Origin of the sequence: Thalassospira sp. UBA848 (assembly GCF_002295455.1) — a bacterium.
Classification (GTDB): Bacteria; Pseudomonadota; Alphaproteobacteria; order Rhodospirillales; family Thalassospiraceae; genus Thalassospira.
The window spans coordinates 35,146-56,590 of the sequence record NZ_DBGS01000075.1 but is presented as its reverse complement, the minus strand read 5'-3'; the positions used below and the strand labels follow the sequence as shown (position 1 = coordinate 56,590).

Sequence of the window (21,445 nt, the reverse complement as noted above, 5' to 3'; positions counted from 1 at the left end):
TTCATCCATGCAGCTTGATCAGGCGGATCGCGGATTTTCATTCCGCGAAGACGGCCCGCTTGACATGCGCATGTCCATGTCCGGGCCGACGGCGGCCGACTTCGTCAATACCGCCGAAGAAGAAGACATCGCCAATGTCGTTTATCGCTATGGCGAGGAACGCGCATCGCGCAAGGTCGCACGCAAGATTATCGAGATGCGTGCAGAGGAACCCTTTACCACCACATCCCAACTGGCGCGTGCGGTACGTTCTGTCGTGCGCAAGTCCAAGGACGGAATTGATCCGGCGACCCGCACCTTCCAGGCCTTGCGCATCTATGTGAATGACGAGCTTGGCGAACTTGAACGCGCCATGGATGCCGCCGAGACATTGCTGAAACCGGGCGGCCGTCTGGTGGTTGTAACCTTCCACTCGCTTGAGGATCGGCAGGTCAAGACCTTCATGAAGGAACGCTCAGGCGATCCGAACAAGATGTCACGCCGCCTGCCCGGCGAACCAGAAGTTGCCATCCCGACCTTTACGGCGATCACGCGCAAGGCTGTCACCGGTCAGAAAGATGAAATTCGCGCCAACCCGCGCGCACGTTCGGCAAAGTTGCGCGCCGTTGCACGTAACGAGCAACCGGCATCACCGCAAGGAGGTCGCAAATGACCCGTGCGGTAACCATCATCGGCCTCATCATGACCATCCTGATCGGCACCGGCACCTATTGGGTCAGCCATCAGGTCGAACGTCTTGAAAAGCGCTACGCCGAAATCCAGTCCGACATTCTGGCCGAGCAGGAAAGCATCCATGTGCTTCAGGCGGAATGGAGCTACCTGAACAATCCGGAACGGATCGAGCGCCTGTCCCAGCAGTATCTGAGCCTGGCTCAGATTGAAGTCCTGCAGATGGCCAGCATCAACGATCTGCCCGAAGACGCCGATCTGCATCAGTATCGTATCGACAAGTTTGGCGAGGCGGTTGCCTTTATGCCGGTACCGCGCGCCCGTCCGGGTGATCTGATGTATGACGAGGCAGCGGATTCAATGATCATTGATGCGCCGTCGGTTGCCACCGAAACGGGGGGCGCACAATGAGCCTGACCCGTTTTTCCTACTGGTTGCGCGGGGATCGTCCGGAACTGGGCCCGGATCAGCGTGAGCGCCTTGCGCTTGAAACAGCACGTAACCGTATCTTTATTACCGGCGCGATGTTCATCATCGGTTTTTGCTGGATCACCTATGGTCTGGTTGATGCATCGGTTCTGCGTCAGGGCAATGAACCCGCCGTCGCATCCGGCACCGATACCCGTGAACTCAAGACCGAGCGCGCCGATATCGTTGATCGCAACGGCATGCTGCTGGCGACCGATCTTCCGACCAATTCGCTTTATGCTGACGCCCGTGTGGTCAAGGACCCGGTTGAATCGGCGGATCTTTTGTTGACGGTTTTACCCGATCTGGATCGCGACACGCTGATCCGTCACCTGAGTTCGCGCAAGGCATTCGTCTGGCTGCGCCGCAACCTGACGCCCGAGCAGCAATATGAAGTCAATTCACTGGGCATTCCCGGCCTGAATTTCCAACGTGAAGAACGCCGCGTCTATCCGCATGGACGTCTGTTGTCGCACGCCCTAGGCTTCACCGATATCGACAATAACGGCATTGCTGGTGCTGAGCGCGAGTTTGATAACGAGCTGCGCATCAATAACGGTCCGCTGGAACTTTCGCTTGATACCCGGGTGCAATACGCGCTTGCCGAAGAAGTCGAAACCGCGATGGAAACCTATAGCGCGGTTGGTGCGGCAGGCCTTGTGATGGACGTCTATACCGGCGAAGTGGTTGCGATGACGTCGCTTCCGAACTTTGATCCGCACCGTCCGGGTCAGGCACCGGCTGATGCCCGCTTTAACCGGCCAACACTTGGCGTTTACGAGATGGGTTCGGTGTTCAAGCTGTTTAACACGGCCATCGCCCTTGAAACCGGCACATCGACCTTGAACTCGGTCTATGACGCGACGGAGCCGCTGGCCATTGGCGGCTTCAGAATTCGGGACTATCACGCCGAGAACCGGTGGCTGACCCTGCCGGAAATTCTTGTGCACAGCTCAAACATCGGCTCAGCGCGCATGGCAATGGCCTTTGGCGGCGAGAACCAGCGTAAGTACCTTAAAAAGCTGGGCATGCTCGACAAGCCTCAGATCGAGCTTCCTGAAGTCGGCGGACCGCTTGTGCCCAATCCGTGGCGCGAGATTAACACCATGACGATTTCGTTTGGTCATGGTCTGGCCGTTACCCCGCTTCAGGTTGTCAGCGGCATCTCCACCATCGTCAATGGTGGCATTCGTCGCCCGGCGACCATCCTCAAACAGGATGGTGCACCGGCAGGCGAACGTGTGTTTTCCCAGAAAACTTCGGAACTGATGCGTCGCCTGATGCGGCTGGTCGTTACCGAAGGTTCTGGCAAGAAGGCCGAAGTAGCGGGTTACTTCCTTGGCGGGAAGACCGGGACTTCGGAAAAACTCGTGAACGGGCGCTACGTCAAGAACGCCCGCATGTCGACCTTTGTCGCCGCCTTCCCGATGCAGGACCCGAAATATGTGGTCCTGGTGACGTTGGACGAGCCCAAAGGCACCAAAGAAACTTATGGATTTGCCACAGCAGGTTGGGTGTCCGCCCCTGCAGTTGGCAAGGTTGTGACACGTATTGCTCCCCTTTTGGGCATTGAACCGGCGAATGCGAAGGCGCCGGAGATTGAGCAAGCGCTGCAGATCGAACTTCGCAAGGGGGAGCGCAAACTTGCGTCTTTCTGAGCTTATGGCAGGTGATCAAGCGGCATTGAAACATGCCGAAGGACAGGACCCGGATATCACGGGCCTGACAGCAGACTCACGCACTGTAAAGGACGGCTATATGTTTGCCGCCCTGTCCGGTGCGCGTGATGACGGGTCCAAGTATATTGAAGATGCGATCAAGCTTGGTGCCGCAGCCATCCTTGCAAAGGATGGCACGCCAAGACAGGCAGCCCCCACCGTTCCGTTGATCCCGGTGGAAAACCCGCGCAAGCGTTATGCCCAGCTTGCTGCGCGTTTCTATGGCCAGCAACCCGCAAACATCGCGGCGATCACCGGTACCAACGGCAAGACATCGACCGCGATCTTTACCGAACAGCTCTGGACGATCCTTGGCAATATGTCGGGATCCATCGGCACCCTTGGCATTCGCGCAGCGGGCGCGAAAATTCCCGGTTCGCTGACAACGCCAGATCCGGTGGCACTTCATCAGAGCCTTGATGAAATGTGCGGTATTGGCGTGACCCATGTCGCGATGGAAGCCAGTTCACACGGGCTTGATCAATATCGCCTTGATGGCGTGAAGGTCACCGTTGCCGCCTTTACCAACCTGTCGCGCGACCATCTGGATTATCACGGCACGTTCGAAAAATACTTTGCCGCCAAAGCCCGCCTGTTCTCTGATCTTCTGGTCGCCGATGGCACGGCAGTGCTGAATGCCGATGTCGAACAATTCGACCTTCTGAAAAAACTTTGCGCCAAGCGCGGTGTGAATGTTCTGTCCTATGGACAGAACGCAGATGACATCAAACTGGTCAAGGCAACGCCTGACAGCACCGGCACCCAGATCCGCCTTGCTGCGAACAAGGGTGAATACAACATCCACCTGCCGCTGATGGGCAGCTTCCAGGTGATGAATGCGCTGGCAGCCCTTTCCATCGTTGTGGCATCGGGTGCCGACCTTGATCAGGCGGTTCTTGCGCTTGAAAAGCTTGAAGGTGTCCGCGGCCGACTTGAACTGGTTGGCAAAACCGGCTTCGGTGCCCCGGTATTTGTCGATTACGCCCATACGCCTGATGCGCTTGAAACCGTGATCAAGGCTGTCCGTCCGCATTGCAAAGGCCGACTTGTTTGTGTATTCGGGGCCGGTGGAGACCGTGACGTCGGGAAACGCCCATTGATGGGACAGGTTGCCCGTGACTTTGCCGATATTGCCATCATCACCGATGACAATCCGCGCAGCGAAGATCCGGCCACCATTCGTGCCGCAATCAAGGAACAGTGCGAAGGTGCCGTCGAGATTGGTGACCGTGCCGAAGCCATCAAACGGGGCATCGGCATCCTTCAGCGCAACGATGTCCTTATTATCGCCGGAAAAGGCCATGAAAGAGGCCAAATTGTCGGTGATACGGTTCTTCCATTCGATGATGCATCTGTTGCCCGCAGCATCCTTGTCGGCGGCAACTGACCTTAATTCCCGTTACGGCGCTTTGGCCGTGATGGTCTGAGCGAAAAGAAAGTGACGTTATGACGAAGGCTGTTTTATGGACCGCACAGGATGCCGCAACCGCAACCGGTGGCAAAACCACTGGCGACTGGACGGTAACCGGCATCTCGATTGACAGCCGTAAAGTCAGTAAAGGTGATCTGTTCATCGCCCTGAAGGGCCCGAATTTCGATGGTCAGAAATTTGCGCAGGCCGCCCTTGATGCCGGTGCGCACGCCGTCATGGTCTCGGATGCCAATGGCATTGACGATACCGACAAGGTTCTTCTGGTCGATGACACGATGGCCGCCCTTGAGCGACTTGGAATTGCCGGACGTGAACGCAGCAAAGCCAAGATCGTTGCCATCACCGGCAGCGTCGGCAAGACGGGCACCAAGGAAGCGCTTAAATATGTGCTGTCCCAGCAGGGTAAAACCCATGCCAGCCCGGCCAGCTTCAACAATCACTGGGGTGTGCCGATTACTTTGGCGACCCTGCCGGTTGATGCAAAGTTTGGTGTTTTCGAAATCGGCATGAACCATCCGGGCGAGATCAGCACACTTGTCAAAATGGTCAAGCCGTCTGTGGCGTTGATCACCACTGTGGTGGGCGCGCATACAGAGTTCTTCAAGGACGAAGCCGAAATCGCCATGGCCAAGGCCGAGATTTTTGAAGGCCTTGATGGCGACGGTACCGTCATCCTGAACCGTGACAATCTGCATTACTTTGCCCTGGCCCGGCGCGCCAAGGAACTTGGCCTTTCCAACATCAAGTGCTTTGGCACGGATGCCGTATCAAACTATCGCCTGTTTGAAGCAAATATCGTCACCGATGGCAGCGCTGTTCGCGCGCGCGTCGGTGGCCAGGATCTGGAATACTTCATCGGTTGTCCCGGCGAACACTGGGTTTTGAACTCGCTTGCCGTTCTTGGGTGTGTTGATGCGATAGGTGCAGACCTTGTCAAAGCGTCGAAGGATCTGGCGGATGTCACCCCGCCTGCCGGACGTGGCGAGACGCACACTGTCAAGCTGCCGTCGGGCGAGGGTACCTTTACGCTGATTGATGATGCCTATAACGCCAACCCAACTTCGATGATGGCCGGGATCAAGGTCCTGTCGCAGACCAAACCGGGCGAAGGCGGTCGCAAAATCGCAGTTCTGGGTGAAATGCGCGAGCTCGGCGACAGTGCAACCAAAATGCATGCCGATCTTTATCATCCGCTGACCTCGCTTGAGATTGATCGGGTTTATTCGGTTGGACCGCTGATGGCCGAACTCGACAAAACTTTGCCTTCCGAACGAAATGCCGGCCACTTTGAAACTGCCGAAGACGCGATAGAGCCCATCAAGGCCGATTTGCGCGATGGCGACGTGGTTTTGATCAAAGGGTCGCTTGGCATTTACGTTTCGAAAATTGTATCGGCCTTAAAATCCTGTGGCGTGGTGGAAAAATCCACAACCGCAACAGAGTAAGTCGCAAAAGGAACGACCAGAGCAATGCTCTATAATCTGCTTTATCAATTTGCTGATCAGATGCCGGTACTGAACCTGTTTCGGTATATCACCTTCCGCACGGGCGGTGCGATCATCACGTCGCTTATTCTTGCCTTTGTGATCGGTCCGCATCTGATCAACTGGTTGCGTTCCAAACAAAGCGAAGGCCAACCGATCCGTGAAGATGGTCCCGAAAGTCACCTTCTGACGAAAAAAGGCACGCCGACAATGGGCGGGCTTTTGCTGTTGCTGTCAACCTCGATTGCCACCCTGCTCTGGGCTGATCTGACCAATCCTTATGTCTGGGCTGTTTTGCTGGTCACAATCGGCTATGGCTTCCTTGGTTTTCTGGACGACTTCCTGAAGGTTTCCAAGCGCAACACCAAGGGCCTTCCGGGCAAGCTTAAACTTCTTGGGCAGTTTTCCATCGCAGCCCTTGCCGCCTGGTGGATTTCTTACAATACCGCCGATCCGCTTTCGACAGCGCTTGCTTTCCCGTTCTTCAAGAATTTCCTGCTGGATCTGGGTTGGTTCTTTGTGCCGTTTGCCATGTTTGTCATGGTGGGTGCCTCAAACTCGGTCAACCTGACCGATGGCCTTGACGGTCTGGCGATTGTGCCGGTGATGATTGCCGCGGCCAGTTTTGCGCTGATCACCTATCTGATCGGTAACGTTCAGTTCGCTGAATATCTGCAAGTCCATTACGTTGCCGGTTCGGGCGAATTGACCATTTTCCTTGGCGCACTTGTCGGTGCTGGCCTTGGCTTCCTCTGGTACAACGCTCCGCCTGCGATGGTGTTCATGGGCGACACCGGCTCACTCGCCCTTGGCGGTGCTTTGGGTGCGGTTTCTGTTGTCACCAAGCACGAACTGGTTCTGGCCATCATTGGTGGTCTGTTTGTTCTGGAAACCCTGTCGGTGATCATTCAGGTCGGGTCGTACAAACTGACCGGCAAACGCGTGTTCCGCATGGCCCCGCTTCACCACCATTTCGAGAAAAAAGGCTGGCAGGAAGCAACCATCGTCATCCGCTTCTGGATCATTGCCGTCATCCTCGCACTGGTTGGTCTTGCGACCCTGAAACTTCGTTAAGGACACCCCATCGTGATTGATCTTTCACATCTGCGCGGCAAAACCATCGCGGTTCTGGGTCTGGGAAAATCCGGACTGGCCAGTGTGAAAGCATTGATCAATGCAGGCGCAATTGTCTGGGCGTGGGACGACACCGCATCATCACGTGAACAGATCGAACCACTTGGTCTTGCGCCGATCAATCTGGCGGAATGTGACTGGTCTGAACCCGACATGCTGGTGATCAGCCCGGGCATTCCGTCCACCTTCCCGACCCCGCATCCGGCGGCCGAAAAGGCACGCCGTGCGGGCAAGCCGATCATTTGCGATGTCGAGTTGCTGTGTGCGGCACAGCCTGATGTGCCGACACTTGCCATCACCGGCACCAACGGCAAGTCGACCACCACCGCACTGACCGCCCACATTATCGGGCAGGCTGGGATTAAAACGCAGGCTGGCGGCAACCTTGGCAATGCGGCCCTTGGGCTTGAACCGTCAACGCGCGATGACTGCCTTGTGCTTGAACTGTCATCCTATCAGCTCGAACTGCTTGAACATGCGGCCTTTGATGCCTGTGCGCTGTTGAACATCACCCCGGATCATCTGGATCGCCATGGCGGGCTGGATGGCTATATCGGGGCAAAACACCTGATCTTTGCACGTTCCAAAGGGCCGAAATGGGCAATCATTTCCGTTGATGACGAACCCTGCGCCAAAATGGCGGTTGAACTGGCGCGCGAAGGCGGTCGTCACATCATCGAAGTTTCTGTCAAACAACCGGTCGATCACGGCATCTATGTTGATGCGGATGGTTGGCTGATTGATGACATGACCGGTGCGCAGACCCGTATTCTGGATCTTGCGACCGTCACCCATATGCCTGGCCGTCATAACTGGCAAAACATTGCCTTTGCCTATGGGCTGTGCCGTGCGCGGGGTGTGGATGCCACCCGGATCATTGATGGCGTCATGTCCTTCCCGGGTCTTGCCCATCGACAGGAACTGCTTGGCAGCATTGATGGTGTGGTGTTTGTCAATGACAGCAAGGCCACCAATGCCGAAGCATCGGCAAAGGCGCTTTCGGCCTATAAAAACATTTACTGGATCGCGGGTGGCAAACCCAAGGAAGGCGGAATCGCGGGATTGCAGGAATACTATCCCCATATCAAGAAAGCCTACTTGATCGGTGCTGCGACGAATGAATTTGCCGACACCCTTGGTAATGACCTGCCATGGGAGGAATGCGAAACCCTTGATGTCGCAACCAAGGCGGCCTTTGCGGACGCCAAGGCGAGTGGCGATGACAAACCGGTGGTGATGCTGACCCCGGCCTGTGCGTCATTTGACCAGTTCAAAAGCTTTGAGGCGCGCGGCGATGCATTCCGCGACCTTTATGCCGCCTTGGCGAATAGTGACCGGACCGGGAAGGAAAGCGCATGAAGTCCCTGTTTGGTCATAACACGCATATTGCCTTTTCCCGTGCGGATACCTCGGTTCTGGGGATCTGGTGGTGGACCGTGGATCGCTGGCTGTTGGCGGCCATCATCCTTTTGATGGGGATTGGCGCGCTTTTGGTGATGTCGGCAAGTCCGCCGGTTGCTGATCGTATCAATGTCGACAGCTTCCACTTTGTCACCCGCCAGTTTGTCTTTCTTGGCATGGCGACGATCTGCATGTTCGGCATTTCGCTGTTACCGGTGAAATGGGTCAGGCGTCTGGCATCCTTCATGTTTTTGGGCGTGATCTTTTTGCTGATCATTACCCCGTTCATCGGATCAGACATCAAGGGCGCGGTACGCTGGATCAATGTTGCCGGGATCAACCTGCAACCGTCAGAATTCCTCAAACCCGCCTTTGCGGTTGTGATTGCCTGGATGTTTGCCGAAGGGCGACTGAACCCGAACTTCCCGGGCTATATCGTTTCAAGCCTGATCCTTGCTGTTTGCATCTTCCTTCTGATGATCCAGCCAGACTTCGGCCAGACAGTCGTGATTACCTCCATCTGGTCAGTGCAGATCTTCCTTGCGGGTCTTCCGATCATTCTGGTGTTTTGCCTTGGACTTGGGGCGGTTGGGTTGGCAGTAACGGCCTATCTGATCATGCCGCACGTCCAGTCACGTGTGGATCGCTTCCTTGATCCGGCATCGGGTGACAGTTATCAGATCGAACGATCCATGGAAGCCTTCATGAATGGCGGCATTATGGGCCGGGGCCCGGGTGAAGGCTGGGTCAAGAACTCCATCCCCGATGCCCATTCCGACTTCATCTTTGCCGTTGCCGGCGAGGAGTTTGGTCTTCTGTTCTGTGTCCTGGTGGTTGGTGTCTTTACCTTCATCATCATGCGCGGTCTTTCGCGCCTGATGGGGGAACGCAACCTGTTCGTGGTTCTGGCGGTCACCGGCATTCTGGTCCAGTTCGGATTGCAGGCCGTGATCAACATGGCATCGACCTTGCAATTGGTCCCGCCAAAGGGCATGACATTGCCGTTCGTATCCTACGGTGGTTCAGCGACGATCGGTATTGCGATCGGTATGGGATTTGTCCTTGCCCTGACGCGCAAGCGGCCCGGTGAATAACCAACCTGCTTCCCAAAAACTTTCTGCATTAAAACGACAAAATCAGGCCTTATTCAGGAACCGGTTTGAAGGGATATTAACCTTTGTCGGGTTCTGATGGGGGTAACTTTCGGGGACCATCCCTGCACCGCCGTCGTTTTACATGTGGACAAGATGACTGACTTCGCAAATCCAGAACTTTCTGCCGCCGAGACGCCGCTGGCTGGTCAGGTGATCGCCGTAACATCCGGTGGTACCGGCGGGCATATGTTTCCGGCTGTTGCCTTGTCCAAATCACTCGTGCGTCGTGGCGCACAGGTACTGTTTTTCACCGACGCCCGCGCGGCCCGCTATACCAAGGATGTTGAAGGTGTCGAAACGGTCATCTTGCCTGCTGGCGGCATTGCCGGCAAAGGCATCAAGGGGCGCCTGATCGGGGCCGCCCGCCTTGGCCTTGGCACGCTTAAAGCCAGAAGCCGTATCAAAAAGGCCAAACCGGCGGCCGTGATCGGATTTGGCGGCTATGCCTCTATCCCCGCGACAATATCGGCCAAGTGGCTGGGCATTCCATATGCCATTCATGAACAAAACGCCGTTCTTGGCCGCGCAAACCGTCTGGTGGCAGGCAATGCACAGCGTATTGCAACATCCTTTGCCAAGGTCAGGATGATTGCACCGGGTGACGAGGCCAAAGTAATCTGGACCGGCAACCCGGTGCGTGCCGAAGTCGCCGCCCTTGCATCAAGTGAGTATGACGCGCCAACCAATGACGGGCCGATCCGGCTTTTGATCACAGGCGGGTCACAAGGGGCGCGCATCCTGTCCGAAATCCTGCCGACTGCACTGGTCAATCTGCCTGAAGGTTTGCGCAAACGTCTGGTCGTAACCCAGCAGGCACGTGAAGAAGATCTTGATGCTGTTCGCAAGACCTATGACGGATCGCAGATCGACGTAACACTGGCATCCTTCATTGATGACATCCCCGAACGTTTGCGCGACTGCCATCTGGTGATTGCCCGTTCAGGAGCATCGACCGTTGCCGAGCTAACCGCAGCCGGGCGCCCGGGTTTTCTGGTGCCGCTTCCCCATGCCATTGACGATCATCAGCGTTACAACGCTCAGCAAGTCGAAGATGCCGGTGGCGCATGGCTGATGCCACAAGACCGGTTTAGCAGCGAGGCGGTGACGGATCGGTTGGCAAAACTTTTGACCAACCCTGCCGCCTTGACGCGTGCCGCAAAGGCCGCCAAAAGCAGCGGACGCGCCAACGCCGCCGAGCGGTTGGCCGACATGGTGCTTGATATGCTGGGACTGAACCCGGCAGGAAGCCCGGATAACAAGAACATGACGCAAGACCGAGGAGACATGCAATGAACACCCTGCCGCTCAACATCGGCACCATCCACTTTGTCGGTATTGGTGGCATCGGCATGTCCGGTATTGCCGAAATCCTCAACAACCTGGGTTATTCGGTGCAGGGTTCGGACATTTCCGACAATGCAAACGTGCAGCGCCTGCGCGCCCTTGGCATCAAGGTCTTTGTCGGCCACAAGGAAGAAAACGTCGAAGACGCCAAGGTTGTTGTGATTTCAACCGCCGTCAAGCCGACCAACCCCGAAGTCGTAGCCGCACGCGCGGCCATGATCCCGGTCGTGCGCCGTGCCGAAATGCTGGCCGAACTGATGCGCCTTAAGGCAGCAATCGCGATTGGCGGAACCCATGGCAAAACAACCACCACGTCACTGGTGGCCACCATGCTGGATGCCGCCGGGCTTGATCCGACCGTCATCAATGGCGGGATAATTAATTCATATGGCACAAACGCGCGCCTTGGCGAAGGTGACTGGATGGTGGTGGAGGCCGATGAGTCTGATGGCACCTTTGTCAAAGTGCCGTCCACCATCTCGGTTGTGACCAACATTGACCCCGAACATCTTGACCACTGGAAAGATTTCGATCAGCTGCGCGAAGCCTTCAAGAACTTCGTTCAGAACATCCCGTTTTATGGCTTTGCGGTTCTGTGCATCGATCATCCCGAAGTCCAGGCCTTGATTGGGCGCGTGACGGATCGTCGTATTTTCACATTCGGTTTTTCACCGCAGGCTGATGTCCGCGCGGTAAATGTGCGGACCAATATCGGCGACAGTGTCTTTGATGTTGTTATCCGCGAACGGGTTGATAGCGAAGAACGCGTGATCAAGGATGTCCGCCTGCCAATGGTTGGCGATCATAACGTGTCAAACTCGCTGGCGGCAATTACGGTCGCGCTGGAACTTGGCATCCCCGATGAGAAAATTGTCTCCGCCTTTGACGGCTTTACCGGCGTTAAACGTCGCTTCACCAAAACCGGCGAAGTTGATGGCGTTACGATCATCGACGATTACGGTCATCACCCGGTTGAGATCAAGGCGGTGCTAAAAGCTGCCCGTCAGGCAACGCAAAACAACGTAATCGCAGTCGTTCAGCCGCACCGTTATTCGCGTCTGCATGACCTGTTCGAAGATTTCTGCACCTGCTTTAACGATGCGGATAACGTCATTGTCGCCGACGTCTTTGAGGCCGGTGAAAGCCCGATCGAGGGCGCCTCGCGTGATGCACTTGTCGAAGGCCTGCGCAACCGAGGCCACCGCCATGTGAGCGCACTGGAAGGCCCGGAAAAACTGGCCGAAGTCATCAAATCCGAAGCAAAACCGGGCGATCTTGTCGTTTGCCTTGGTGCTGGTTCAATCAGCGCATGGGCAAATGCCCTGCCCGCCCAACTTGAAGCGATCAAGAACTGAGGCAGATATGAGCACGCCGAAACACCATACGCCCCTGATCGACCGCCTGCCAAAAGTGCGCGGCAAGCTGCGCGAAGGCGCACAACTTGCCAAAGTCACCTGGTTTCAGGTTGGTGGCCCAGCAGACGTGATGTTTCGCCCAGAGGATGAAGCCGACCTTGCCGATTTTCTGAAAGGCAAACCTGAAGACTTGCCTGTGACCGTCATTGGCGTCGGCTCGAACCTGTTGGTCCGCGATGGCGGCATTCGTGGTGTCGTCATCCGCCTTGGCCGCCCGTTTACCGATGTCGTGGTCGAGGATGGCGCGGTTCACGCCGGTGCTGGTGCACTTGACCTCAATGTTGCGCAAACCGCGCAGATGAATGGCATTGCCGGTCTGGAATTTCTGTCTGGCATTCCCGGCACCATCGGTGGGGCGTTGCGCATGAATGCCGGGGCCTATGGGACCGAGATCAAGGATGTTCTCGTATCGGCAACCGCAATTGACGGTAGCGGTAATATCCATACCGTCACCCCCGATGAAATGAAAATGACCTATCGGCATTGCGGTGTTCCAGAGGACTGGATTTTCACGTCTGCAATCTTGCGCGCATCGTCTGGTGATCCTGAAGACATCGCCAAACGCATGGATGAAATCCAGAAGTCCCGTGCAGAATCGCAACCGATCAAATCGCGTACCGGTGGCTCAACCTTTGCCAATCCGGTTCCCAAACGCGCATGGGAAGTCATTGATGCGGCCGGGTGTCGCGGACTTAAAATCGGCGGTGCGCAAATGTCCGAGCAGCACTGCAATTTTATGATCAATACAGGCGATGCCACAGCCCTTGATCTTGAACAGCTTGGCGATGAAGTCCGCAGACGGGTCAAAGAACATAGCGGCGTTGAGCTGCGCTGGGAAATTCGGCGCATCGGTGAGCGCCTTGGCCACTCGATCATAGGAAAAGACGCATGAGCAAACATGTCGCTGTCATTCTGGGCGGTTGGTCAGCAGAACGGGAAGTTTCCCTGTCCTCCGGGCACGAATGCGCCAAAGCGCTGCGTGAAAAGGGTTATCAGGTTACCGAGATCGATGCGACGCGTGACCTTGCAAGCCAACTTGTGGCGATTGATCCCAAACCCGATGTGATCTTTAACGCCCTGCATGGCCGCTGGGGTGAAGACGGCGCGGTTCAGGGATTGCTTGAAATCATGAACATCCCCTATACGCATTCTGGTGTACGCGCCTCGGCCATTGCCATGGACAAGATGTCGGCAAAGGCGATGTTTGCCGAATATGAAATTCCCTGTGCGCGCCACGTCTGGGTCACACGCGAAGACATTGCATCTGGCAAGGCACTGCCACCACCTTACGTACTAAAACCCAATAACGAAGGGTCCTCTGTCGGGGTTGAAATTATCCTGACAGCCGAGGAAGAGCAAAACATGCTTGCCCGGAACTGGGATCACGGCGACGGCGTAATGCAGGAAGAATTCATCCCCGGTCGCGAAATGACCGTTGCCGTCAAGGATGGCAAGGCTATGGAAGTCATCGAAATCCTTACCGGCAATCATGCCTTCTACGATTTTGAATCCAAATACGCCCAGGGCGGATCAGAACATATCGTCCCTGCCGACATCGAAGGCGGTCTGCGTAATCGTCTGCAACGTCACGCCGAAGAAGCCTATAAGGCGCTTGGCTGCCGGGGCGTGGCACGTGCTGATTTCCGCTATGATCCGGAAAAGGACCATCTGGCAATACTTGAAATCAACACACAGCCGGGCATGACGCCTACATCACTTGTTCCCGATGCCGCCCGCCACGAGGGCCTTAGCTTTGCCGATATCGTCGCATGGATGGTGGAGGACGCCTCATGCGAACGCTAGAAGAACAGGCCCGCGAACGGCGCGAGAAGCTCGATAAACGACATGGCGTTGCATCAAACGTCAAAAAGATTGCCCGGGTCATGTGGTGGAGTGGCTTTATTGGCGCGATCACGATCATTCCGGCTGCCCTTTGGTATACAGGCAAGGCTGACAAATGGCTCGAAATGGCGGAACAGGAAAGTGTTCACCTGTCAGCTGAATTCGGCATGACGGTCAAAAACATCGAAGTTTCAGGCCGCGAAAAGACCGACACCAATGCCCTTCTGGCCGCCATCGGCCAAAAACCCGGCACACCGATCATTACCTTTGATGTGGAAGCCGCACGCGAACGGGTCGAGGAACTATCATGGGTACGCAGCGCAAAAGTCGAACGCCAGTTGCCAGATACCCTTATCGTATCGATCGTTGAGCGCAAACCGCTGGCTCTTTGGCAAACCGAAGGCCGCGACCATGTCCTGATTGATGGCGATGGCGAACAGCTCCAGAATTACGAGCTGGGCGACTACCTTGATCTGCCGGTTCTGGTTGGCGATGATGCCCCCAAGGCCGCGGCAGAAATGCTGACCACCTTGCAGACCATCCCACATCTTTATGATCAGATCACCGGTGCACAACGGATTGGCCATCGCCGCTGGAACATTCAGCTTGCCAACGGCATGTTCATCCGCCTGCCCGAAGAGAACATGGAACTGGCTTGGCGGCGTCTTGAAATGCTTGATCGCGAACACGGCATTCTTGACCGGGATGTCTTGATCGTTGATCTGCGCCTTCCAGACCGGACATTTGTTCGCCTGACACCGGGTGCGGCAGAACAGCGGCGCAACCCGCCAAAGAAGGAGGGCGCGGTCTGAATTGACCGCGCTTTTGCATTCTTACCGATCTTCCGCCGAAAAAGCGGCTTGGGCAGTTCTTACAAGACTGCCTCTATTGTTTTTACGCAGTTCTTGCGCACATTCGCATAAAAGATGCGTTACGTGACGGTCTGCCTTAACCAAATTGCAACGGCTTTTGGTGGAAAACGGGCGTAATAAGGTAGGGTCACAAAAGTCTCACCACATAACCCATAAAAATTCAGAGCATTCAATTGGCACGCGGCAAAACCAGATCAGGATTGATTGCGGCTTTGGACATTGGAACGTCCAAGGTCTGTTGTTTTATTGCGCGACGCGAAAAGGACCAGCCGCCCAAGATCATCGGCATTGGACACAACATGTCCAAGGGCCTTCAAAGTGGATCCATTTCCAACCTGGATGCCGCGCAGGAAGTCGTGCTTGCCGCAGTTAACGCCGCTGAGAAGATGGCAGGTCAAACCATCGAATCGGTAATTGTGAACCTGTCCGGCGGCCGTCCAGAATCTGAAACGCACACGGTTGAGCTACCGCTTGGCTCCCGCCCGATTGGCAATCTTGAGATCCGCAAACTCAATGACCAGAAAGAAGCCCTTTTGCGTCAGGCCGGTGACGAACTGATCCACACGGTTCCACTTGGCTTCCGTCTTGATGGCGCCAATACAATGAACGACCCACGCGGCATGTACGGGTCGACCCTTGGTCTCGATCTGCATTTCGTTCGAACCCAGACGGCACCTTTGCGCAATCTCGATACCCTGCTGGCACGCTGCCATCTTGCGATTGAAGAAACCGTTGTGACGCCGCTGGCATCCGGTCTTGCGGCTTTGACGCCGGATCAGCGCGATTTGGGTGCGACCGTGATTGATATGGGTGCTGGCACAACCAGTGTTGCCGTCTTTAACGCCGGTCAAGTTGTTTACACTACGTCGGTTCCGGTCGGTGGCGCACATGTGACGCGCGATATTGCCTATGGTCTCAATACGTCGCTTAGCCATGCGGAACGGATGAAAACCTTGCATGGTAGCGCTTTGACGTCTCCATCGGATGATCAGGAAATCCTTGCGGTTCCGACCATCGGCGATGAAGACGAGAACAATTTCAATCATGTGCCGCGCTCCATGCTGATCAACATCATCAAGCCCAGGCTTGAGGAAACCTTTGAGTTGATTCGCGATCAGCTTGAAGAACATGGCCTGTCACAGATTGGTGGACGCAGCATCGTTCTGACCGGTGGTGCGAGCCAGTTGAATGCCATCGCCGATCTTGCCAGCCAAATGTTTGAACGCCCGGCAACCGTTGCCCTGCCCCACGGGGTATCAGGTCTGGCCGAAGCGACCGCCGGCCCCGCCTTTTCGGCCTGTTCGGGCCTGTTACTGCGCGCTGTCGCCCAGCAAAATGACCCGCTTAGCGAAGCCATGGCGCAAATCCGTCAATCGGGCGGACGCTGGGGCCGTCTGGGCGCCTGGTTCAAAGAGAACTTCTAGTACGCAAATCAGCCGTACTTTTTTCTCCATTTTCCTGAAAACTTTTAGCCGTATTAAGAAGGCAATAACTCTTTGCCAGCTAAAACGAACTTGGAGGTCTTGTGTCCGAAGCATTTCTGGCACGCACAGGCAAAGGGAAGGCTTGTGTGGGACCCTCAGCTCTAAAGCGCGGAGAGGAAGAGCAAACAATGAGTACAATCAGTTTTTCCGTTCCTGAAACGGAAGAAAACCTAAAACCGAAGATTACCGTCATCGGTGTCGGCGGTGCCGGCGGCAACGCCGTTAACAACATGATCGCATCCGAACTCGAAGGATGTGACTTCGTTGTTGCCAACACCGATTCTCAGGCCCTGACCCAGGCAAAAGCTACGCGCAAGATGCAGCTTGGCCGCAAGATCACCCAGGGGCTGGGTGCAGGCGCCCGTCCTGATGCAGGCAGCGCCGCAGCAGAAGAATCCATTGAAGAAATTCAGGCACAGCTTGAAGGCAGCCACATGGTATTCATCACCGCCGGGATGGGCGGCGGCACGGGTACCGGTGCTGCGCCGGTCATTGCACGTGCCGCAAAAGAGGCCGGCATCCTGACCGTTGGTGTCGTTACCAAGCCGTTCCATTTCGAAGGCACGCGCCGCATGCGCACAGCCGAACAGGGTATAGAGCAGCTTCAACAGTATGTTGACACCCTGATCATCATTCCAAACCAGAACCTGTTCCGGGTTGCGAATGAAAAAACCACGTTCGCAGATGCCTTCCAGATGGCGGATGATGTTCTGCGCAATGGTGTGCGTTCGATCACCGACCTTATGATGGTTCCGGGCCTTGTGAACCTTGACTTTGCCGATATCCGCACTGTGATGAGCGAAATGGGCAAAGCCATGATGGGTACCGGCGAAGCATCGGGTGAAAAACGTGCACTTGAGGCGGCTGAAGCCGCAATAGCCAATCCGCTTCTTGAAGATGCTTCGATGAAGGGTGCCCGTGCGGTCCTCATCAACATCACCGGCGGCATGGACATGGCGCTTTATGAAGTTGACGAAGCTGCCAACCGTATTCGCGAAGAAGTCGCATCCGAAGCCAACATCATCTTTGGTTCGACCTTTGATCCGACCATCGAAGGTGCCCTTCGCGTTTCTGTCGTGGCAACCGGCATCGACGCCGAAGAAGTCCGTCGTCCTCAGCCGACCACGGTTTCCGTTGCACAGCCTGTGGCACAAAAATCGGCCGAACAGCCAGCAGCCGCACCGTCCTTTGCACAGCATGGTGCCGGCAACGCAGCAGCCGCGGCCGCTGAAAGTACCGGCGCAGGTGATTACGCCGGCGGTGGATCAGTTGACCACATCCCGGCTGATCGCTTTGCCGCAACCGGCAGCGCACAGCAACCGGAAATCAGCCATCAGGCCGAAGCACAGGAAACCGGTTCGATTGAAATGGGCCAGACGGTTCTCAAGCCGAAACCTGTTCTGCGCGCTGACAAGCCGACCGAAAAAACCAACAGCAACGGCGACATGGCTTTCATCCCGCCACGCGCTGTAACGCCAAGCCAGGCTGAGCACACCTCACACAGCCCGGATGTGTTCGAAGCAGCCGATGCCCAGAACGCAACCTCGCCGCGTTCGGTACTCAGCAGCCTGTTTGGCAAGAACAAAACCGCCAAGGAACCGCAACACCATGCGGAACCGAAGGTCTCGCAGCCGCAAGCACCGGCACCACGCCAGACCGAGATGCCCCTTGGCGAAGACAGAGAACCTGTCATGAAGAAGGAACCCGCTTCCCGGGGTAAGACGCAAGGCGCGTCGGATGACCTTCTTGAGATCCCGGCCTTCCTTCGTCGTCAGGCCAACTGACGACGATCTCCGCGCGAAGATGGGGAAGGCTTGATGCCTTCCCCTTTTTTTTGAATGCACCAGAGTAGATGACGCAGTATTGCGGTGATTGTGATCAAAGCCCCGGGGCCGGACGGTTACAGACTGCAAAAAGACATCGAGATAAACCCAATTTTACTATTTATTTTCAGTTATTTACGAAGTTTACAAAGCGTAACAAAGAGTGATTTGAGTGATTGTGTGTTCGTCAGTAATGTCTGAAACTAACAAAGCAGGGGCCGATGGCTTTAAACATGCTTTGACCGTGATTGATGACAAACTGAATGACCTGATTTGGGGGTTCCTGTGAACAAAATTGCCGATCTTGGTTCTGCCATAGCGCAGAAAGACCTTTCCGGCGACGGCTATGTAGCCCAGCGAACATTGAAGGCCTCCATCGGTTGTGCAGGTGTCGGTTTGCATTCCGGCCAGAAGATCCGCATTACCCTTCACCCTGCCCCTGCTGATCATGGCATCGTATTTCGCCGCACGGACCTGGATGACCAGCCGCTGTTTCCGGCACGTTACGATGGCGTGATCGATACCCGCCTTTGCACATGTCTTGGCGATGCATCCAAGGGCATCAAGATCGGCACCATCGAACATCTGATGGCCGCCCTTGCCGGATCGCGCATTGATAATGTCCTGATCGACATTGATGCCGACGAAGTCCCGGTCATGGATGGCAGTTCTGCGCCGTTCAACTTCCTGATTGATTGCGTTGGCATTGAAGAGCTTGGTGCTCCGCGTCAGGTCATTGAAGTCCTCAAAACTGTAGAAGTCGAATATAACGGCTGCACCGCGCGGATCGAACCTGCCAGCGGGTTCGAGATCGATTTCGAGATTGATTTCGCCAGCAAGGCGATCGCCAACCAGCGCATGTCCGTAAAATTCGATGACGGCGTGTTTGTTGCCGATATTGCCCGTGCCCGTACCTTTGGCTTCCTGCACGAAGTCGAAGCCATGCGTTCTGCTGGTCTTGCCCGTGGTGGTTCGCTTGATAACGCGGTTGTCCTGTCCGGTGACGAAGTCATGAACGAAGAAGGCCTGCGTTACGAAGACGAATTCGTCCGCCACAAGATCCTTGATGCGCTGGGCGACCTTTATACCGCAGGCAAGCAGCTTCAGGGCAAGGTTACGGCCTATAAATCCGGCCATCACGTCAACAACCTGCTTTTGCAGGCGTTGCTGGCTGATGAAGATGCCTATCGCGTTGTTCCGCTGACCAAGTCTGCCCTGCGCGGCGTATCCGAACCGATTCTTGCCACCGCCTGATGTCAGGCGCTGGCTGTCCCCTGCTCCTGAAAATGGCGGCCCCTGTGGTCGCCATTTTTGTTTTCAGGGTTGGTTTTGCACCTGCAGATGATGGCGATGAATTTCGAGATCAAAGAAAAGTCTGCATTTGACGACACAACCACTTGCCCAAGCACGCCCTTCACATGATATAGTCCGGCGGATTTTCTGGTGAATGCGTCACAAATTTCGAGGATAGGTCACAGTGCTAAGTACCGTTCGCGCCAAACAGATCATTGCCACCTGCGGCCTGTCGCTGATGCTTGCGGCATGTTCAAGCAATGAGGCGCCGGAATATGTCGAACGCCCGGTTTCCGAACTGTATAACGGCGCGCAGGACCTGCTGGACGCCAAGGAATACCAGCAGGCCGCCGAAGCGTTTGACGAGGTGGAACGCCAACACCCCTATTCGGTATGGGCAACCAAGGCGACACTGATGTCGGCCTATGCCTATTATCAGGACAACGAGTATGACGATGCGATCAGTGCACTGGATCGCTTCATTTCGCTCCATCCGGCGAACCCGGATGTGCCATACGCCTATTACCTCAAGGCGCTGTCCTACTATGAACAGATTTCTGATGTTGGCCGCGATCAGCAGATGACCCAGCACGCCATGGATGCACTTGATGACGTCATCCGCCGTTTTCCGGACAGTAAATATGCCCGTGACGCCAAGCTGAAAAAGGACCTGACGGTCGATCACTTGGCCGGCAAGGAAATGGATGTTGGGCGCTACTATCAGGACCGCAACCAATATCTGGCCGCGATCAACCGTTTCAAATCGGTGATCGAAAACTATCAGACCACAACCCACGTGCCCGAGGCCCTTGCGCGCCTGACGGAATGCTACCTCTCGCTTGGTCTGGAGGGCGAGGCCAAACGCACTGCCGCGGTCCTTGGTCACAACTTCCCGGGCAGCGAATATTACAGCGAGTCCTATAGCCTTCTGCTGGGCGAGGACGCCCCGGAGCGCGAGGAGGAAAGCTGGTGGGATTCAACAACAAACTCCATTTCCAGCCTGTTCTGAATTCAGGTAACCGAACCACAACAAACCCAAGGGATTGCTTGACAATCGGCCTTGCAACAATATAGAACAAAAAAAGAACAACCCGTGGTTAACACCTGAAATTACTGCACTTTGACCAAACATCATTGTCGCAGTCGAATTGAGACCGTTTCGCCTTCGCAAGGCTTGCAAGGCGGGGCGGGATTGGGCACTCTGCAATTTCACAAACGAACTAATAGGTCCTGAACCTAGCTGTACCTGTCTGCTGCTCCGTTAACAACATCAGTACCCAGCAATGCTTCGACGCCTCAGCATTCGGAACGTCGTCCTTATCGATAAACTGGATCTCGATTTTCACGATGGACTAAGCGTCCTCACAGGTGAAACCGGTGCCGGTAAATCGATCCTGCTTGATTCGCTTGGACTTGCCTTGGGCGCGCGTGCAGACAGTGGCCTTGTCCGCCATGGGTGCGACAAATGCAGTGTTACGGCAACCTTCAACCTGCCACAGGGACATCCGGTTTTCAGACTTCTTTCCGATCAGGACATTGACCTTGAAGGCGAAGACCTTGTCGTTCGCCGCGTAGTGACGGCCGATGGTCGATCACGCGCCTATGTGAACGATCAGTCGGTCTCGGTTGGGCTGCTGCGCGATGTTGGCAATTACTGCGTTGAAATTCAGGGCCAGTTTGATCAGCACGGACTTCTGGATCCGACCACCCACCGCGCGACCCTTGATGCGCATGGCAATCTTGGAACGCTTGCGATGACCGTGCGCGACCACTGGCGCGCCTGGCGAGAAACGCAAAAGGAACTCAATGCCGCGCGGGCCCGGATCGAAAAAGCCCGTGAAGAAGAAGAATGGCTGCGTCATGCCGTGGACGAGCTTGAAAAGCTCGCCCCCGAAGAAGGCGAAGAAGAACG

Annotated in this window: 18 protein-coding genes; all 18 read left to right on the top strand. The window is 55.7% G+C overall.

Annotated features, from left to right (window positions below):
- On the top strand, positions 1 to 652 hold a 652-nt coding region (gene rsmH, locus B2R48_RS10430; RefSeq protein WP_296999933.1), incomplete at its 5' end, for a 16S rRNA (cytosine(1402)-N(4))-methyltransferase RsmH.
- On the top strand, positions 649 to 1,080 hold the full coding sequence (ftsL, locus tag B2R48_RS10425) for a cell division protein FtsL (RefSeq protein WP_062956265.1): 432 nt from the start codon (positions 649 to 651) through the stop codon (positions 1,078 to 1,080). The genes rsmH and ftsL, both read left to right, overlap by 4 nt.
- On the top strand, positions 1,077 to 2,795 hold the full coding sequence (locus B2R48_RS10420; RefSeq protein ID WP_062956266.1) for a peptidoglycan D,D-transpeptidase FtsI family protein: 1,719 nt from the start codon (positions 1,077 to 1,079) through the stop codon (positions 2,793 to 2,795). Before ftsL ends, B2R48_RS10420 begins: the two co-directional genes overlap by 4 nt.
- Positions 2,782 to 4,242, top strand: a complete 1,461-nt coding sequence (locus B2R48_RS10415; RefSeq protein ID WP_062956267.1) for a UDP-N-acetylmuramoyl-L-alanyl-D-glutamate--2,6-diaminopimelate ligase — start codon at positions 2,782 to 2,784, stop codon at positions 4,240 to 4,242. Before B2R48_RS10420 ends, B2R48_RS10415 begins: the two co-directional genes overlap by 14 nt.
- Positions 4,243 to 4,301: 59 nt before the next feature.
- Entirely contained in the window at positions 4,302 to 5,732 is a 1,431-nt protein-coding gene (locus B2R48_RS10410) for a UDP-N-acetylmuramoyl-tripeptide--D-alanyl-D-alanine ligase (protein ID WP_296999924.1), read from the top strand.
- Between the two features lie 24 nt (positions 5,733 to 5,756).
- The gene (gene mraY, locus B2R48_RS10405) at positions 5,757 to 6,845 is read left to right on the top strand and encodes a phospho-N-acetylmuramoyl-pentapeptide-transferase (RefSeq protein ID WP_008889597.1); all 1,089 of its coding nucleotides are present in this window, start codon (positions 5,757 to 5,759) and stop codon (positions 6,843 to 6,845) included.
- A gap of 12 nt (positions 6,846 to 6,857) precedes the next feature.
- Positions 6,858 to 8,264, top strand: a complete 1,407-nt coding sequence (gene murD / locus B2R48_RS10400; RefSeq protein WP_296999921.1) for a UDP-N-acetylmuramoyl-L-alanine--D-glutamate ligase — start codon at positions 6,858 to 6,860, stop codon at positions 8,262 to 8,264.
- Positions 8,261 to 9,400 carry a putative lipid II flippase FtsW gene (gene ftsW / locus B2R48_RS10395; RefSeq protein WP_062956270.1) on the top strand — a complete coding sequence of 380 codons (1,140 nt, stop codon included), beginning with the start codon at positions 8,261 to 8,263 and terminating at the stop codon, positions 9,398 to 9,400. Before murD ends, ftsW begins: the two co-directional genes overlap by 4 nt.
- A gap of 153 nt (positions 9,401 to 9,553) precedes the next feature.
- Positions 9,554 to 10,753, top strand: a complete 1,200-nt coding sequence (gene murG / locus B2R48_RS10390) for an undecaprenyldiphospho-muramoylpentapeptide beta-N-acetylglucosaminyltransferase (protein WP_296999920.1) — start codon at positions 9,554 to 9,556, stop codon at positions 10,751 to 10,753.
- Positions 10,750 to 12,159, top strand: a complete 1,410-nt coding sequence (gene murC / locus B2R48_RS10385; RefSeq protein ID WP_296999918.1) for a UDP-N-acetylmuramate--L-alanine ligase — start codon at positions 10,750 to 10,752, stop codon at positions 12,157 to 12,159. Before murG ends, murC begins: the two co-directional genes overlap by 4 nt.
- Before the next feature lie 7 nt (positions 12,160 to 12,166).
- Positions 12,167 to 13,111, top strand: coding sequence for a UDP-N-acetylmuramate dehydrogenase (gene murB, locus B2R48_RS10380; RefSeq protein ID WP_296999916.1), 945 nt, complete (start codon positions 12,167 to 12,169; stop codon positions 13,109 to 13,111).
- On the top strand, positions 13,108 to 14,022 hold the full coding sequence (locus tag B2R48_RS10375; protein WP_296999914.1) for a D-alanine--D-alanine ligase: 915 nt from the start codon (positions 13,108 to 13,110) through the stop codon (positions 14,020 to 14,022). The genes murB and B2R48_RS10375 overlap by 4 nt, the downstream gene beginning before the upstream one ends.
- A complete protein-coding gene (locus tag B2R48_RS10370) occupies positions 14,010 to 14,873 on the top strand; it encodes a cell division protein FtsQ/DivIB (protein ID WP_213473859.1) in 864 nt (287 codons plus the stop codon). The genes B2R48_RS10375 and B2R48_RS10370 overlap by 13 nt, the downstream gene beginning before the upstream one ends.
- A gap of 233 nt (positions 14,874 to 15,106) precedes the next feature.
- Complete coding sequence (ftsA, locus tag B2R48_RS10365) at positions 15,107 to 16,357, top strand: cell division protein FtsA (RefSeq protein WP_296999910.1); 1,251 nt, start codon at positions 15,107 to 15,109, stop codon at positions 16,355 to 16,357.
- Positions 16,358 to 16,545: 188 nt separating this feature from the next.
- Positions 16,546 to 18,201 (top strand): cell division protein FtsZ, encoded by a 1,656-nt coding sequence (ftsZ, locus tag B2R48_RS10360; RefSeq protein WP_062956277.1) that lies wholly within the window; start codon positions 16,546 to 16,548, stop codon positions 18,199 to 18,201.
- 324 nt (positions 18,202 to 18,525) lie between these two features.
- Positions 18,526 to 19,494, top strand: coding sequence for a UDP-3-O-acyl-N-acetylglucosamine deacetylase (gene lpxC, locus B2R48_RS10355; RefSeq protein WP_084272059.1), 969 nt, complete (start codon positions 18,526 to 18,528; stop codon positions 19,492 to 19,494).
- Between the two features lie 277 nt (positions 19,495 to 19,771).
- A complete protein-coding gene (locus tag B2R48_RS10350; RefSeq protein WP_249742072.1) occupies positions 19,772 to 20,542 on the top strand; it encodes an outer membrane protein assembly factor BamD in 771 nt (256 codons plus the stop codon).
- Positions 20,543 to 20,816: 274 nt separating this feature from the next.
- Positions 20,817 to 21,445 (top strand): AAA family ATPase (locus B2R48_RS10345; RefSeq protein ID WP_296999904.1); only part of this gene is annotated, 629 nt, incomplete at its 3' end.